This window comes from Methanosarcina barkeri 3, from assembly GCF_000970305.1.
Taxonomy (GTDB): Archaea; Halobacteriota; Methanosarcinia; order Methanosarcinales; family Methanosarcinaceae; genus Methanosarcina; species Methanosarcina barkeri_A.
In genome coordinates this window covers 4,057,044-4,073,899 of record NZ_CP009517.1, presented here as the reverse complement: position 1 = coordinate 4,073,899, position 16,856 = coordinate 4,057,044, and the positions used below count along the sequence as shown (strand labels likewise).

12 protein-coding genes are annotated in these 16,856 nt (G+C 36.7%); 2 read left to right on the top strand and 10 right to left on the bottom strand.

All coding sequences use genetic code 11. The features are described 5' to 3' along the window. Positions 1-386 precede the first annotated feature (386 nt). The 8 genes from cbiQ to MSBR3_RS16585 form a co-directional block, all read right to left on the bottom strand. Complete coding sequence (gene cbiQ / locus MSBR3_RS16625; protein ID WP_048110651.1) at positions 387-1,193, bottom strand: cobalt ECF transporter T component CbiQ; 807 nt, start codon at positions 1,191-1,193, stop codon at positions 387-389. Between the two features lie 34 nt (positions 1,194-1,227). Continuing rightward, a complete protein-coding gene (locus MSBR3_RS16620; protein ID WP_080942351.1) occupies positions 1,228-2,211 on the bottom strand; it encodes an ATP-binding cassette domain-containing protein in 984 nt (327 codons plus the stop codon). Between the two features lie 427 nt (positions 2,212-2,638). Beyond that, positions 2,639-3,700 (bottom strand): DUF5305 family protein, encoded by a 1,062-nt coding sequence (locus MSBR3_RS16615; protein ID WP_155396849.1) that lies wholly within the window; start codon positions 3,698-3,700, stop codon positions 2,639-2,641. Positions 3,701-4,008: 308 nt separating this feature from the next. Then, positions 4,009-5,046 carry a signal peptidase I gene (locus tag MSBR3_RS16610; RefSeq protein ID WP_048109269.1) on the bottom strand — a complete coding sequence of 346 codons (1,038 nt, stop codon included), beginning with the start codon at positions 5,044-5,046 and terminating at the stop codon, positions 4,009-4,011. Between the two features lie 147 nt (positions 5,047-5,193). Next, positions 5,194-7,173, bottom strand: a complete 1,980-nt coding sequence (locus MSBR3_RS16605) for a PKD domain-containing protein (RefSeq protein ID WP_080942350.1) — start codon at positions 7,171-7,173, stop codon at positions 5,194-5,196. 213 nt (positions 7,174-7,386) lie between these two features. After that, positions 7,387-7,899 (bottom strand): TasA family protein, encoded by a 513-nt coding sequence (locus tag MSBR3_RS16595; RefSeq protein WP_048109267.1) that lies wholly within the window; start codon positions 7,897-7,899, stop codon positions 7,387-7,389. Positions 7,900-8,474: 575 nt separating this feature from the next. Beyond that, positions 8,475-8,963, bottom strand: coding sequence for a DUF7344 domain-containing protein (locus tag MSBR3_RS16590; protein WP_155396848.1), 489 nt, complete (start codon positions 8,961-8,963; stop codon positions 8,475-8,477). 995 nt (positions 8,964-9,958) lie between these two features. Further along, positions 9,959-10,531 carry a DUF7344 domain-containing protein gene (locus tag MSBR3_RS16585; RefSeq protein WP_155396847.1) on the bottom strand — a complete coding sequence of 191 codons (573 nt, stop codon included), beginning with the start codon at positions 10,529-10,531 and terminating at the stop codon, positions 9,959-9,961. 955 nt (positions 10,532-11,486) lie between these two features. On the opposite strand from MSBR3_RS16585, the gene dinB reads away from it, so the two are divergent. Then, the gene (gene dinB / locus MSBR3_RS16580) at positions 11,487-12,584 is read left to right on the top strand and encodes a DNA polymerase IV (RefSeq protein ID WP_048110647.1); all 1,098 of its coding nucleotides are present in this window, start codon (positions 11,487-11,489) and stop codon (positions 12,582-12,584) included. A 98-nt stretch (positions 12,585-12,682) separates the two neighbouring features. On the opposite strand, the gene MSBR3_RS16575 is transcribed toward dinB, so the two are convergent. Beyond that, complete coding sequence (locus tag MSBR3_RS16575; protein ID WP_048109266.1) at positions 12,683-14,587, bottom strand: phosphoadenosine phosphosulfate reductase domain-containing protein; 1,905 nt, start codon at positions 14,585-14,587, stop codon at positions 12,683-12,685. Between the two features lie 800 nt (positions 14,588-15,387). Between MSBR3_RS16575 and MSBR3_RS16570 the strand changes: the two genes are divergently transcribed. Further along, positions 15,388-16,023, top strand: coding sequence for a serine O-acetyltransferase (locus MSBR3_RS16570; protein WP_048109265.1), 636 nt, complete (start codon positions 15,388-15,390; stop codon positions 16,021-16,023). 308 nt (positions 16,024-16,331) lie between these two features. On the opposite strand, the gene MSBR3_RS16565 is transcribed toward MSBR3_RS16570, so the two are convergent. Then, a complete protein-coding gene (locus MSBR3_RS16565; protein ID WP_048109264.1) occupies positions 16,332-16,826 on the bottom strand; it encodes a GNAT family N-acetyltransferase in 495 nt (164 codons plus the stop codon). Positions 16,827-16,856: the final 30 nt, after the last annotated feature.

Below are 16,856 nucleotides of genomic sequence, written 5' to 3'. Positions count from 1 at the left end.
CAACACTACCGAAAAAAGGAAAGTAGAAAGATCTTTATCTTATAATTCCGTGGAAGTGTTTTATGGACTGCAATAAAGTTATTGCCAGTTCTCCTTTTTTCAGAAATAGGATTTGTAAATACCTCTGTCAATCTTCTTCTAGAGGTACAGAGATTTAAAAAGGCAATCAGTCAGTCCTACAGAGGATTCTTTGTAATAACTCAATTTTTCTGATTTAGGGGAAGAAAAAGTTAAAACAAATTCCTGCAATCCGGATAAATTAAGTCCAGGACGTCTCACATTTTGTCTTCTCTCTGTTACCTGTAAGTCTGTTAATGCTCAATTTTATAAAATGTTGAAAAGAAATGGAAACTCAGAAATGTTAAAAAGTAGTGGAAGCAGTTCTCTCATACAGACAGGTGAATATATAATATGAAGCCTGCACTCAGGAGCAGAAACAAGATATCTTGAGTTCTTATTTTTGTTCTATAGTAAGCCTTTTCGTACCCACTTCCGTAACCTCTGCAAAGCATGCTTATATAGGTCCTTTCCCCCTGCTCGTAGGAGCGTATAAAAATTGAACTCATGCTGTTCCCTACTTGCTCGATAATCCATCTTCTTGGCACATCTTTGTTCCATATATCAAAGAGCCTTGTTTGCTGTGCGGTCTTTATCCTTTTGAGAACAGTCCAAAAAAGGAAGAGGTAGCGTACCATCATGCTCAAAAGGAGAGTGAATTCACCTGGGATACCTATTCTGCTTGCAGCTGCAACCATGTCCCTGAGCCGCGTAGTAGAAGAAAATAGAATTACAGCTGTTATGCATACCAGAAATTTCGCAAACAGTGTGCTTCCAAAATCAAGTCCTTCATAAGTTATACTGAGCCCGAAAGGCAGATCAAGAGGATATGGAGTATAATTTTCTATAAAGGAAGGTCTAAGGAATGGCTGGATAAGGACAATTGCAAGTCCGAACGGTAAAATCGTAAGAACACGAAGGAAAAAGTATCTTAAGTCGAGCCCTGCAGCAAGCACCAGAAGCAGCAAATAAACCTCTATGGAAAAAAGACGGACCATATTTTTTTCGTGAATCCGGGGCAGGCTAACTGCATAAATGATTATTGCAAGTGCAAAGAGCAGCTTTATCCTGGGGTCAAGCCTGTGTACTGGACTGTCTTTATATGATTCGCGTTCAATATCCGTGAGCGTTACCATTGAAACTTCTCCTCTGAAGGACTCTTTCCGTCTTTCACTCAAGCTTCACCTTTTGATGTCCCAAGCTTACGAGCTGCAATATTTCGTCTCTGGCTTCTTCTGCTGTTATCTGTATGTTAACATTGAGTCCTTTTTGCTGGAGCATTTCAAATACTTCAGCCACTCTCGGAAGCCTGAGGTGAGCTTTTCTAAGAAGGTCGGGGTCGCTGAAAATCTCATTCGGACTGCCGTCAGCTTCAAGTCTTCCATGATGGAGAACAAAAACTCTTTCTGCAAAATAAGGGACCACATCCACATCATGGGTCGAAAGAAGCAGGGTAATTCCAAGCTTCCTGTTCATTTTCATGATTAACTCAAGAACGCGAGCCGAACTGAGAGGGTCAAGTCCGGCTGTTGGCTCATCAAGGACTATAACTTCAGGGCGCATGGCAAGGATACCTGCGATCGCTACAAGTTTTTTCTGTCCTCCGCTAAGATGATGCGGGGCCCTTTCCTCAAAACCTGTGAGTCCGACCATTTCAAGGGCTTCTTTGACTCTCCTTTCGACTTCATTTCTGGGCAAACCCATATTAATTGGCCCAAAGGCAATATCTTCTTCAACACTTGGAGCAAGCACCTGGTCATCAGGGTCCTGGAAGACGATTCCTACGGTTTCCCTGCATTTCCGGAGATTTTTCTTGGTCATTTTTTCTCCTTTTATCAGGACTTCCCCTGAAAGAGGCCTCAATATCCCGTTAAGGTGCTTGAACAAAGTCGATTTTCCTGCTCCATTAGCCCCAAGCACTGCAACTCTTTCTCCTTTGAATACTTTGAGATTGATTCTATCCAGAGCGTTCGAATCAAGATGAGGATATCTATGACATAAGTCTTTGACTTCCAGTACAGGAATGCCGCTTCTTTTGAAGGTTTTGCCCGATTTTTCGGAACCTGTTCCGGATATCTGGCTTGTTTTGTCTGTTGATTCTTTCGGGAAAGTTTCTGTTTCTTCTGAGTCGTATGGGAAATTCGGAGTACTCATACTGAAAACATCCTGTATGAAAATCGCGCCTAGTTCTGAAAACTAACTTTTTTAAAAACAGTATTACAACTAACGAAGTTATCTTTCTTATTTGTTATGGTTTGTACTTCTTCTTTTGCTTATTATATCTTGTTTATTTTCATTTTGATTCTCAGAATTTAATTTGCAGTGCTATGTTGCGTGCCTAATAAAAATTATCTTGAGGACGGAAATAAACAATTCAAGAGAACATCTAAAACGTATATGTTCAATATGGAATTATTTTGAAAACCGAGAACTAAATAACCTTAAAGTAAGACATATTTCCCAAATTATAGAAAATTTAGTTCCGAAATAACTACTAATTTAATTTTGTGTAACCTTCAACAAGAAAAAAATAAAGAAGTAAATGTATAAATTTCGACTTTTCTAGTTAGTTCTCTTAACATCAATCTAAGTTTGATAGATTTTTGTTTTCTCTCTCTGGTGTATCAAAGAAAATGTACAGCACGCTACTATGAATCATGAAATATATCCTTGATTCTGAATCATAAATAACCCTTGAATTCATATCAACAGCTGCGTCTACAAGTCCCTGGAGGGAACCTATCTCAACTTTGATAAGGGAACTTACATTTTCGGGAAGCTTGCCTTTGCTGACAAACTCCTTAAAAGGTTCGCGACTACGTTCCTTTTCTAGTTTTTCAATATAATTTGGCTCGATTTTATCTGTTTTCACACAGAGTAGAGTAACCCCAACTAAAACCAGGTTAAGCAGAAATAAGAAAAAAGGTATCTTAACGGTTGACAGTGAAGGGGAATTTTTGACACTTATCTTTTTAGTTGCATTAGTGTCCTGACTGAATTCCAGTTCTTCAGGCATCTGATAGTATGAAGAACTTATTACCAGAGGTATAACAAAATCTTTTGTACCTTGAACGTTCTCTCCGTTTATTTTTCCGGTATAGCTGACGCGATTTACAATTTCTATCGTTGCGTCATCTGAGCATTCTAGCTGTTCCTGAACGTCTTTAACTATTGAGTGAATTTCGGACACGTTAAGGGAAAAGTTTCTGGTTACGGATGTTCCAGTCCAGGTTTCAGTACCTTCTTTATATTTCAAAGGAAATACTTTCTGCCAGAAAATTTTCTCTTCTTTACCTGATTCCTCAGTTTCAGATCCATTATTTTCATAACATTCATCAGTCTCAGATTTTCCCTTATCAGTTGCAACAACTATTGTTTGTAGCTTTCCTCTAATATCAGAAGAATCATTAGCCTCAAGATTGTAAGTGAATGACATGTCAACAGTGGGAGATACGGCAAAATAATACGCAGGCATTCCCAATTTAAGCGTGGTTCCTTTTCCGTAGAGTGGATTTTCCTTTGTTACAGGTACCGTATAAGTATAGGACCCGTGATGTGTATATAAAGTAACTACTTCATCTTTGTCTTCATAGACGGCCCTTGAAGTTTCGTAAGTCCAGAACCCGCAAAGAATCAACATCATTCCAAATAAAAATATGAGTATTTTATGTCTGTCTATTATGGCATTTTTAAGTTTGAACAGTAAAATTTTCAGAATATCGCCTTCGTATTTCCCTAATGAATAAACATTCCAATTTAATCAAAATCTTATATAAGCACAATTTTATAAATTTAATTCTAAATTTTAATGTCTCTAATGGCTAGTCCCAGAACTCAATATTCTTCTGAATCCAGTAACCCTAATAATTAACCAGATTCAGATGAAAAATAGTTCTAAAATTTTATTGGTCTTTGAGAGTTATTTTACTACATATCGTTAAGTTAATTTTCTTAAAAATTTAAAAAACGGAGAGTTCGCTTCCACTGTGCAAACATTCGGTAAAATCTAATCCTTTTCCTACGCCTTCCAATTGTAGATTTCCTGTACCATATAGGAAGTAGTATTAGTGTAAAAATTGAGGCATAAACTACAATTTCGGCAGCTACAGGAAGATAGGGATTCACTTTTGTAAGTTCTAGTATCCAGAAAACAGGCAGAATATAAGGTACAGTGTTCAATTTTGCAGGGGTATTTTCCGATGCAATAACTTGAGTTTCATTGTTCTGGGAAATCACCCCATACCAGCGATCAATCTCAAGTGTCTGCTTCGAGTCCTCAGGCGTGAAAACATATACCATAGAAAGAAATTCTGAGTTTTCTACAGTGTTTTCTTTCTCTAGAATTACAGGCCCGTTCTCACCCAGGCTTTGTGTAATTATTCCTGTAAAAATAAGCCCATTTATAAGAATGAGTGCTATTAGTTTCTTTCCTTTAACTTCATAAGAAGTTCTCTTCGCTGTTTTTCTGCGTTCTCTTTCTATTTTTCTGGCATGTTGAGGGCTACTATAAAGAATTATATTCCATATTTCACCAAGTATAATTAAACTTGCAGGCAATATGATCATAAATAAAAAAACATTTTTATTTTTTACCATTGTCGGTAGGTAGCCTACAAATGGGATGACAAAGACCATTTGTCCGACAGCTTTTGATGCGGTCACGTTGAAGTTATCTTCTGCATTGTTTGCATCCCCTTTTGTCTTAAAAATCGGTTCCTTATCTTTTTTTAAGGCGATGATCCGATGAGTTACGTAGGTGTTAGGTTTACCTCCAGGATCCCGAAAAGTTAAGATGTCTCCAACAGTAAGTTCATTCAGGTCTACCGATTTTACAACTATTATATCTCCAGGTAGCATTAGGGGTGTCATGCTCCCGCTTAATACTATAAAAGCTTTCTCTGATCCTGTAATGAACGGAGTCAAGGCCTTGAACATAAAAATCGCAATGACAAGGACAATCGCTACTTGAAGAACTCCTTTTTTATTCATTTTTTATTCCCGTGCTGGAACTTCTATTTTCAGAATTATCAACCATAATTTGGATAAATTTCAATTTTTGAGTTCAGACTTTTCCATAGATATTTCACTAACGTAGCCTTTACTAAACTCAAACGAAGTACAATCTTTCAAATTAGGTTACCTTGGAATTTTATTCACAATAATCTTGCTCGTTTTTGTACTCGTGCCATTATCATTGTCTGCGGTCAGGTTAACGCTATAATTTCCTGCTTCTGAAAAAGTATGCACAGGTTCCTGCTCTCTTGAAGTACTTCCGTCCCCAAAATCCCATTCCCGTTCAGTTACATTTTCCGAAAGATCTGTGAACTGAACTGTCAAAGGAACATATCCCTCAGTTAAATTACTGGTGAAGTTTGCAACCGGAAGTATGGGTTGTAAAATGGTTATTGTGGCAAGTTTTGAACTGGTGCCGTTTTCATTATTTGCTGTCAGGTTAACGTTATAATTTCCTGTTGCTGAGTAAAGATGTACCGGATTTTTCTCAGTTGAAGTATCTCCGTCTCCAAAATTCCAGTTTATCATAGTTGCATTTTCCGAAAGATCAGTAAACTGAACTGTTAGAGGAGTATAACCCTCAGTTAAATTACTGGTGAAATTTGCAACCGGAAACGTGGGTTGTAAAACGGTTATTGTGTTAAGTTTTGAACTGGTAAGTTTTGAACTAGTGTCGTTTTCGTTGTTTACTGTCAGGTTAACTTTATAAATTCCTGCTTCTGAAAAAGTATGCACTGGGTTCTGATCTGTAGAAATTTCTCCATTTTCAAAATCCCATTTCCATTCAGTTGCATTTTCCGAAAGATCAGTAAACTGTATAGTCAAAGGAGCATAACCTTCAGTTGTATTACTGCTGAAGTTTGCAACTGGAAGTGTTCCAGCAGATTGCTTTTGAACAGTTATTGTGGCGAGTTTGGAACTTGTTCCATTTTCATTACTTACTGTCAAATTAACGCTATAGTTTCCTGCTGCAGAGTAAATATGAACTGGGTCATGATCGGTTGAAGTATCTCCATCTCCGAAATTCCAGCCCCATTCAGTTGCGTTTTGCGAGAGATCTGTAAACTGAACTGTCAAAGGAGCAAAACCATCTGTTACATTACTGGTGAAGTTTGCAACCGGAATGACTGCAGTTTGTTCATAAACGTTTATTGTGGCAAGCTTTGAACCTGTATCATTTTTATTGCTTACTGTCAGGTTAACGTTATAATTTCCTGCTACTGAGAAGGTATGCATCTGATTTTGCTGAGTTGAAGTATCTCCATCTCCAAAGTTCCAGTCCCATTCAGTTGCATTTTGCGAGAGATCTGTAAACTGAACTGTCAGAGGAGCAAAACCATCTGTTACATTACTGGTGAAGTTTGCAACCGGAATGGCTCCATCAGGTTGTTCATGAATGGTTATTGTGGCAAGCTTTGAATCTGTACCATTTTCATTGTTTGCAATCAGGCTGACTTCATAGGTCCCTGTTGCAGAGTAAGTATGCACTGGATCCTGTTCACTTGAAGTATCTCCGTCTCCGAATTCCCAGTTCCATTCGGTTACATTTTCCGAAAGATCAGTAAACTGTACAGTCAAGGGGGTATAACCTTCAGTTACGTTGCTTCTAAAGTTTGCAACCGGAATAATCTCCTCATCTTTATCTATAGTTGTTGTGGAACCAGAACTTGAGCTCATGCTTGAACTCAAGTCCATGCTTGAACTCATGTTGTTTTCACTGGCTTCTGTCAGGGTAATTGTTCTGTTTACTGCTTTAGAGGAATTATTAGTCAGATTTTCTGCTGAACTTATGTTATTCAGAAATGAACTTACATTATTAGAAAAATTTTCGGCTAAGGTATTTTCGTAAGTGGATGTTGAATCATTATCTCCTTTTGCACTATTAACAGTTCTATTGAGTTTTTCGCTTTTTGCGGTAAGATTAGGATCCGATAATCCAATCATGCTTGCTGGGGTTTCCCAGAGACCTGCGGTGATCTCAGCATTCGTATGTTTTGTATCACTGAAAGAAGCGGATGTATCTGAAAAAGGTAAAGTGCTACACGTGAAGATGAGAAAAACAAATATCAATCCCAAAAAAATAATCTTATTAGATGTTCTCATTTTGGATCATCTAGTGTTTTTACTAGTAAGTACTGTTTTCTTTGTGTATGAATTTGGGTTTTAGAACCTGTCCAAAAAGTGTTATAATCTACTGTAACTTTTACAATTGACAGTAGATCACAACTTAGCTTGTACTCGATATACATTTTATTGTAACATTTTTCAGTATGTCACTATTGACTTTTTTGGAACTTTTAGCTCTATTAGTCACCTTCATTTATGCACTTGTTCTGCCTCAAGTGTTATAACCAAAGTGCTTGTTTGACCCTGACCTTCTGTAACCTTATCGTCCATTTTCAAATCATTTAATGTAATCTCAAAGCTGTTACCAGGTTGAATAGGTTTTTCTGGTTCATATACACTGGTTTGACTACTAAGATCTGAAAGTACCCCTTTTTTAGCTATTTGTTTGCCGTCAATATCCACACTGCTAAATTCAATATGCTGGCTGAGCTGATTATTACTGGGTTTATAGTTTAGGTTTATTTTTCCTATGGCAATGCTTCCTCCATTCTTAACAACAATAGTCTTATCACCAAGTTCATCACCTGGCTTTATCGACACATTACCAATTTCTTGAGTTACGCTAATATTCATATTTCCTGCAGTAAAACTGTTTCCTGAACTAGTTGCAGAACTTGTGTAGTATGCCCAAGTTCCTGCGCCTGCAACGGTGGCAATACAGCCTATAATAAGTATACTCAATATTATTTTTTTATTAACCAATATATGGCCTCCTTTTTTCGGTTTTTAATCCTGTAATATCAGATCTTGGAATGAAAACACCTGAAAGCACTTTCATTTATTTGAGCCTGTATTAGAAGAATTAGAATAAGTAATTCTATTCATCTTTTAATTGCAAGTATCTCACATCAGGATTTTTTTTCCTTATCATTCTTCCTTAGTATTAGTTATTGGTTACTTAACGAAAATTTTGGGCTGTTAATGTAAAATTACCACTATCAGTAAGCTTTGTGTTGAAAAAGAAGTTAATCAACAGTTAATTCTGAAAAGTTGCTTGTAGGAAAAAAAGATCCTTGGTTAAGATCAAAATACTTATTTAATGTTCTGGAAGGTAAATGAAAAGTTGAGGTGACTGTCGTATCCGGAAAGACCTTCTGCTTAAGATACTAAAAAAGAATAAAATGATCTTTGACATTTATTCTTGAGCCTATCCCAAAACCTTGAACTTTGAATAACTGCTTTAATTTCTAACATGAAAATAGTATGATATTTGGAAAGAAATTGGTTTTGGGATGAGCTCAAATAATTAAAGAACACGTATTTGCCTAGTATTTAGCTCATTTTCCAAGTTTGCGGACGTAGTACATATGGGCTATTGAAGTAGCCATAAAAATTCCAATTGTGAAGAATATCCACTGAAAACTTGAGATACATTTGATTAACCCTGAAAATATCATAAGGCTGCCGACAACGGCAAGAATGCTCAGGTCAAGATAGAACTGGCTCCAGGGTATGTCTCCGTTTTTAACAGTTTCCATGTAAATGTCAAAGTTCCGAGAAGCTGGGAGAAGTTCTACAGTGTCCTGTTCTTTACTATAGGCAACGATTCCCAAACTTTCCATTTTTGGGATATGTGTCTGGAGCAATGAAACATATATGCTCTTTCTAATATTCTCCTTTGGTTCTTCGGCTTGGGATTCAATCCGGGCGATTTCATCGGACAGTGAGCGTACACTCTGCCTTCCTTGACTTCGAAGGATTTCCAGGACACATCTTCTCCTGTCATTCTGGAGAACTCCGAAAATATCATTTTTTGTTAACTGCATCTGTGTTTGTACAGTTATCTGAGGATTACATGTGTTTTCCTTTTGGTAATGGGCCTGAGTTATTGAAAGAAGTAAACACAAGAATATCTCTCCAATTTTTCAAATATAGAAAATTTACTCTCTTTTTCGGAATTGATCAGTAACTCACGGACACAACCTTCTTTTTCATTCATGAATGACTTGGTTTTAGTTATCAATAGGACTCGGATTTATTCGCATTTTTTATGCTATATAGAAATAAAATATGTTACTTTATGTTATTTTATATCATATTTATATTACTTATGTAACCTCTTACAATATATTTACCATTTTTATTATATTCTATAAACTCCATCAGGTAAACGAAAAGAATCGATAATTGTAGTAGTTATTCTTATATTAACAGACTTAACTAACTACAAATGTATCATAAAATGTATCATAAAACGTATCATAAAATGTATCACAAAATGTATCATAATTACAATGATAATTATGCTTCTTTAGTATTAGTTATTGGTTAATTAACAGAAATTTTGAGCTGGTAACGATAAATTACCGTTATCAATAGGCTTTAAGGAAAAAAACAAGTTAATCATAAATTAATTCAAATAATAGTACGTTACCAAGTTTGTAAAGGCTTAATTTTACTGTATTTTATGTAAAGATTAAATGTTTGTTTAAGTATGTTAAGTAGATCAGAAGACTTGAAGTAAATGTCCGTTCTAGAAATACTCCAATGCATGAGGTAAGAGAGAATATATAAAAAAATAAAAAATTGAAAATGCTTTAATTTTTTAATATATGTTGTCAAAAATTTATCCATTATCTTAAAAAAGACTAAAGTTGATTAAGAGCCTATCCGAAAAGTCAGTAATGCATATAAATTGCAATAGGTCTAAATATCCCGGCATCTGTTCCGGTTTTGCATGATGTATATTTAAAAGTTCTAGCAGGTAACCACTTTTCGGATAGGCTCTAAGACAGTAATGTCTACGCTATTTATAATGCGTTCATTTCTCAAGTTTGCGGGAGTGGCGTCTATAAGCTATTGAGGCTACCATAAAAAGACCATTTGTGAAAAACATCCACTTATAACTTGAGATCCAGTTAATCACTCCTATGAATACAATTAAGCTGCTGATAAAGGCAAGTATGCTCAGGCCAAGATAGAACTGGCTCCAGGGGATGTCTCCTTTATTAACAGTTTCTAGGTAGATGTCAAAGTCCTGGGAAGCTTGGAGAAGTTCCACTGTGTCCTTCTCCTTATTGTAGGTAATGATTCCCAGGTTTTCCATTTTTGGAATATGTGTCTGAAGCAGTGAGACATATATACTTTTTCTAACACTCCTTTTTGGCTCTTCGGCTTGGGATTCAACATGTGCTATCTCTTCGGATAGGGAGCGTACACTCTGGCCTCCCTGATTGCGGAGGAGTTCCAGCACAAGCCTTCTTCGATTGTTCTGGAGTACTCCAAAAATATCGCTCTTTGATAATTGCGATTGTGTTTGTACAGTTTTCTGAGGACTAAATAATTTATTTACTTTTCGATAATAAGTGTTAATTTTTAAGAAAATCAAGCGCAATAATATCTCTCCATTTTCCCATTTTTACCATATAATACTACTCTTTTGGGGTCGGCAGTGTACTGAAATTTCTATAAATTAACAAATCTTTTAAAAGTTGTTAAATTGAAAATTCAATCGTGGTAAACCAGTTTCAGATACAGTATACAAAAATGTGACTTAAAATTTACAACAAATTTAGAACACTGCTTCAGAAATCAGTAACTCACGGACACGACATTCTTTTGTGTTTCGTTTATTCACATATTTCATGCTTTTTTTATCTATTTATTGTATAATTTTTATGCTATAAAATATTAATTTATAGACAAATAATCACTAGATTTGTATGAAATGTGTTATTCTTTTCGTTATTTTCGCGGACTTTAAATTACAAACCTAGGTGAACAGAAGATTCAGTGTCCATTTTTAATGTTAAAGTATACATATAAATTTATAGGTTATATTATAAATATGCTTTTTATATTATTTATTGACTGATATCGGAAATTTTGAGTTGGTAATGAAAAATTACCGTTGTCGGTAAGCTTTGTACTAAAAGAAAACAATTACTAAAAGTAGTTCAAAAAGAGTATTTGTAGGATTAGCTTACTGAATTTTGGTTGAAGATCTAATCTACTTATAAATGTTTATTAGTAGACGAGAAGACTTGATGGAAATGTCCTGCCTGGAAATACCTTCTACGACTTTTAATTTTTTAATAGATTGTTGTATTGGCATTAAAAAGAAAAAGTTTATATTATTACACATATTTGCAAGCGTATACAATACAGAATTTTCACGTATGTTTACTTGATACAAATGCTTCTATATTTCTTTCTGTAAGGTTCAATGTTTCTCAGGGCATGCCCTCTCTGTGTTTGACCTAAGACATAATTAATGTAATAAATATGGACTTTCCCTAATGGAGAGCTTAAGAGATAATTATACAAATCTTCCCAGCCTATTTTTTTCGATGCAACGTGTTGTTCTCCATGTAGATATGGACTACTTTTTTGCAGCCATTGAAGAGCGGGAAAACCCCAAACTTCAGAGAAAAGCTATCGTAGTCTGCATGCTGTCCGGAAGAAGCGAGCTGAGTGGAGCTGTAAGTACTTGCAATTATATCGCACGAGAATCCGGGATCAGAGCAGGCATGTCCTGTTCGAAGGCAAAAAAATTGAACTCTGAAGCTGTTTTTCTACCTGTCCGAAAGGACTTCTACACTTCGGTCTCGGATCGAATTATGGAAATTCTCAGGAGTTATACGGATGCCAGGGAGACTGGAGAGGCGTTTGAACAGATAAGCATAGATGAAGCTTTCTTGGAAATTACGGAAAAAACAGGTGGGGACTTTAATTTGGCCTTTGAGATTGGAACCCAGATTAAGAATGAAATAAAGGATAAAGAGAAGCTGACCTGTTCTGTGGGAGTAGGCCCAAATAAGCTTATTGCCAAGATGGCATCCTCTTTCCAGAAACCTGATGGGATTACGGTCATAAGTCCGGATAAATTAGAGAATTTTCTCTTGCCTCTCAAAGTGTCCAAACTCTGGGGGATAGGGAATGTAACTGCAGGAAAACTGCAGGAAATGGGCATAGTCACAGTAAAAGACCTTGCTGAACACGATGTTATTGACCTGATCTCTACTTTTGGAAAAACTCGGGGCGTCTGGCTTAAACAGGCTGCAGCAGGGATCGATAATTCTCCCGTAAAAGAAAGAAATGGATCGGAACAGATAGGTAGGATTGCAACCCTGCCTGAGGATACCCTTGACATCAATCTTATTTCTCAGTTACTTGACAGGCTGGCAGAGGATGTGATTTCAAAACTCGATTCAAGGGATCTTTCCTTCAGGACTGTAACCATTACGGTCATAAATTCAAAGTTTAAAATGTATACCAAAAGCCGTACGTTAAACCACCCTGTTTATTCAAAGGAGTCTCTCCTCGAGGTAGCTCGTGAAATCCTGGGTGAATTTGTTTCGGAAAGTCATACTGAGTTCAGGCGTGTAGGTGTAAGGGTAGGGGAACTCCAGAAAAGGGTAGGCCAGAAAAGCCTTTTTGATTATTAAATTTACCTTTTTGAAGTTTTACGTTTACCTCTATCGAAGTCTTCACTTTTTCTTTCTACAATATTACTCCAGTTCTAACTTGTGTCAATTGTAAAAATTTAAATAAATTTAACAAGCGGGCAGACTTCAATACATGCTTCGCAGTGAGTGCAGTTTTCTTTAATTCTTACCTTTTTTTCTTTCATTTCAATTGCATTATGCTCACAGTGGCCCACGCAAACTCCGCACCCCTGGCAGAGTAAAGCCCTTCTTACCGAGAACTCAATAATTCTCATAAGCTTTTTCAGCTCTTTTTCGTTTTCACTTCTCCCATTGACATTTCCCGAGGCAAAAACCTGTGCCCTGGATTCTCTAAAAACGACTGAAGCAGCTCCATCTATAAAAGAAGCCTTTCCTATGGGTGAAAGCATCCCACTTTCTTTCAGGGTTTCTACATCAATTGCCTGCCCGAAACTTCCGTCCGCAGAAATTCCTCCTGCTTTGCAGGGCCTGTACCCTGTTGTTACTTCAAAACGAAGTTCTGTTGGTGTCTCCTGGGATGGAAGAAGAGAAATTCCTTTTTTCTCAGCAAGTTCCTGGAGAATCCGAGGATACCGCTTGTAGCGCCATAAACCATACCTCACCCATTCAGGAGAGAGCCCCATTTTTTTAGCATAGATAAGGAGATGGGAGTGCAGTTTTTTTGCAAGTTCGGGATGGCTTTCTTCAAGCTGGAAGAAATCTGCAAGAGAAGAAGACGGACAGAGCCAGCACCCCATCCGGTCATACCCTTTCTCATAAGCCGGATTATAGGGGGCTTTTGTCTTGAAAAGGTAAAGCCAGATGTGAAGAGCTGTCCATTCCTGTATAGGAGATGCTCCTACCTGGTTTCCTACCCATGGGTTCTTCCAGACTTTCTTACTGATTGAACGGGCATGAGATTCATATTGACGCTGTCCTATGAAACTAAGGCATCCACCTTCGTAGTTCTCATCAATTAACCGGGTGATCGGTCCTAGTTTGCAGATCTTACAGCACCAGCGGGTGTCCATTGTAGGAGGGCCAAAAACACTTATCGAGTCCCAGAAAGCTTCTCCTGCACTTGAGCTCCTGAGTTTTTTCCCATAATGCTCAACAACCTGCTTGACGTTCTCAACGGTTTCCGGAAACTCAAGCCCAGTATCTGCAAACATAATCTCGTAATCGTCAAGACTCTCATCAACTAGCTGGAGCACAGCAAGGCTATCCTTTCCACCGGAATAGGATACACTTACCTTCAGATCCATACTTCCTGCGACATTTTTTATGAAAGCATGGGATCTTTCTATCATGCCGTCCAGAATTTTTTCATTGGCTTTTACGGCATCTTCCCAGGTTTGCCCTCCAAGTTTTACTTTTTGAGGCTCTGGTTCTCCACTCCAGCGTGGTTTTACGGCATGCCCGCGGTTTTCCTCACACATCTCCTTTCCTGCCATTCGGGCCCGCCCACAGCATATTACGTCCCCCGCAGGATTCAGTACAATTACTTCATCTTCTTTTTTGATTTGTGGGTCGGCATCAAGAACCCCAGGTGCCAGAACACTTGCTCCTTTTTCCAGAATAAAAGGCACTACTGACTGCTCGATAACAACCCATTTTTTCAGGGTTTTTTTATCCCTTCCCTGGAAAAGTCTTCTTGCCCCTTCGAGCCTGGGAAGCAGAACCCATTCACAGCTTTCGATCTCAAATCTGAGAGACGCGATTACTTCCCCGTCAACTATAATCTCGTCCATTCGATCTTCGTATGGAGCTTTATTTAGCACTACAAGGTGTCCTTCAGGTATAAGGGGCGCATTGAACTCTTTTTCCGAAACCGAGTTTATGCGTTTTATATCATAATCAAAAGCCGGGCGGATATCTCCCGGAGGTGTTACCTCAACTTTTTTTGTACTTTTGCCGCATCCGCACTTTTTACCTAGTACAGGCACATTACAGGCCTCACACCAGTGCAGAAGCATTTTTCCAAGATATGCTGGTCTGGACATGTCATGCAGATTGAGAGAGGTTAACCTTTAAAAGGCTTTGGCTCAAGCTTTTTAAAAAAAAGCTTGAGCAAAAATTCATTTGACAAATTTTGGTTTTTTGAGATCTTTTAAAAAAAAGCTTGAGCAAAAATTCATTTGACAAATTTTGGTTTTTTGTGAGCTTTTTAAAAAAAGCTTGAGCAAAAATTCATTTGACGAGTTTTGGTTTTTCGTGAGCTTTTTAAAAAAAACTTGAACACAAATCCATTTGAAAACTTTTCTCTTTTTTTCAAGTTTTCTCGATTTTTCTTGTTAATTTTTGAGTAACTATGTCCGTTTTAACTTTGGTCTCTCTTGAGTTTTAATTGAATTTCAAAAACTACTAAGGACATTATTAAAATCAAGCGTTTTAAAGTAGTTTATTCCTTTCTAAAAATCGCTCAAAAGTTTAAACAATACTAAAGTTTTCTAAGCATTTAAGAAAAATTTATCTAAGTTCGGACTCTTTAATTAAATATACATAGTTACTTTATTGACGTTCCTTAAAACTTTGACCTTTGTTTCAGAATTAATCAGGTAAATTGAATAGATTTGTAATTCCATTATTGAGTTAACAGCAAAATATCGTATAAAATCGATTACAATTACTCGCAATCATTGAATCTTTAGTGACTGACTCGACACTAGATCAATATAGAAAATTCCTAGTGTTGGGTCAACAGTAAAATGTCGTACAAAATCGATTGCTATTATTCGTAATCATTGAACCTTTAAAGATTGACGCGACACTAGCACTTACTATTGAATAAGGGGGGATTTTTATGATCAGATCAAAAGCAGATTACGACTTTTATGTTAAAGCAGATAAGTTAGCTTGTGGAAAAAACTATCGGAAGCCTAAGTTAATAGGTGATGATATATGGAAATTTCAGAGAGTCCTAAGAAAGGCTGAGTATTATACTAATTGTAAAAAATCCTTGATTTCCAAATTATATTTGAAATATATAGAATATAGATATCATCAGATGAGTATTCATCTAGGGTTTACTATACCCCTAAATGTTTTTGGCCCAGGGTTATGCATAGCTCATAGAGGAACTATAATTATAAACAAAAATGTCAGGGTTGGAGAAAACTGCAGGATACATGCCTGTACCAATATAGGATCTAACAGAGACGAAACTTCGGCTCCGCAAATAGGAAATAATGTATACATCGGGCCGGGCGCTAAAATTTTTGGGAATATTACAATTGCGGACGATATTGCAATTGGAGCAAACTCCGTTGTAAATAAATCATTTTATGAAAAAGGCATTTCTATCGCAGGAGTTCCTGCTAAAAAAATAAATAACAAAGGATCAAATGGAACTCTAACCGCAAATAAGGAACTATTCCATTCTAATGTCTCTAACTTAGCTGTGAAGGTAGATCCCTCTCAGGTAACAGTTCTCAAATAACGAACTTATTACATCGGGAGCGCAGAAGGCCACAAACACATGGTTTTGATAGTTTGTCTGATAATTCAATTTCCAGGGGCAGAAATAATCTGAAAATCAGGTCGTAAAGCCTTTAAAGCGAAAAAGGAAAATTTTACTATTACTAACAGTAATTGTCAGGCATATTTAGGAACTAAGGTTAAACTCATATTATGTAATATCTGTAAAAAATTATATAACTAGACCTTCAGTTCCAAAATCAATTCCTTACACATACTTAACTCTAGATTTTTAGCGACAATTGTCTTGACAAAACAGGTCAGAATGTTTCAGTTTAGTGTCTGAACGCTTCTGGATTTAATGTCCGGATAATCTGAAACCTGCAAATTGGGCTTTTTGCTAAGAAGAAAATGAGTTTCTGTATCTCCAATTTTTTCAAAACCAAGTTTGTTATAAAACTTTTGAGCCACAAAATTAACTTTTAATACTCTGAGAGTTGTTTCTATTTTTTCCTTTTGGGCATTGGCAATAATATCTGAAAAGACTGAAGTTCCTATCCCTTTACCCTGATAATCTGGCAAAATTTGGATTTCATCAATATTAATGGATTTTTCATTTCTACTGAAGGCCACAACGCCAACGTTTTTGCCTTCTACAACAATAATTTGATATTTTATCTCTTTGGATTCTCTGCTGAAAAAATTTCTCTGTAAATCTTCATCCCAGTTACCCCATGTTTTTATTACGTAATCTTTCATGGTAGTCTTCTTCAAATTATAAATAAAATCACGGTCTTCTTGTGTTGCTATTTTTAAACTATACATTTACCCACCTTTAAAGTAAGGTTTATGACA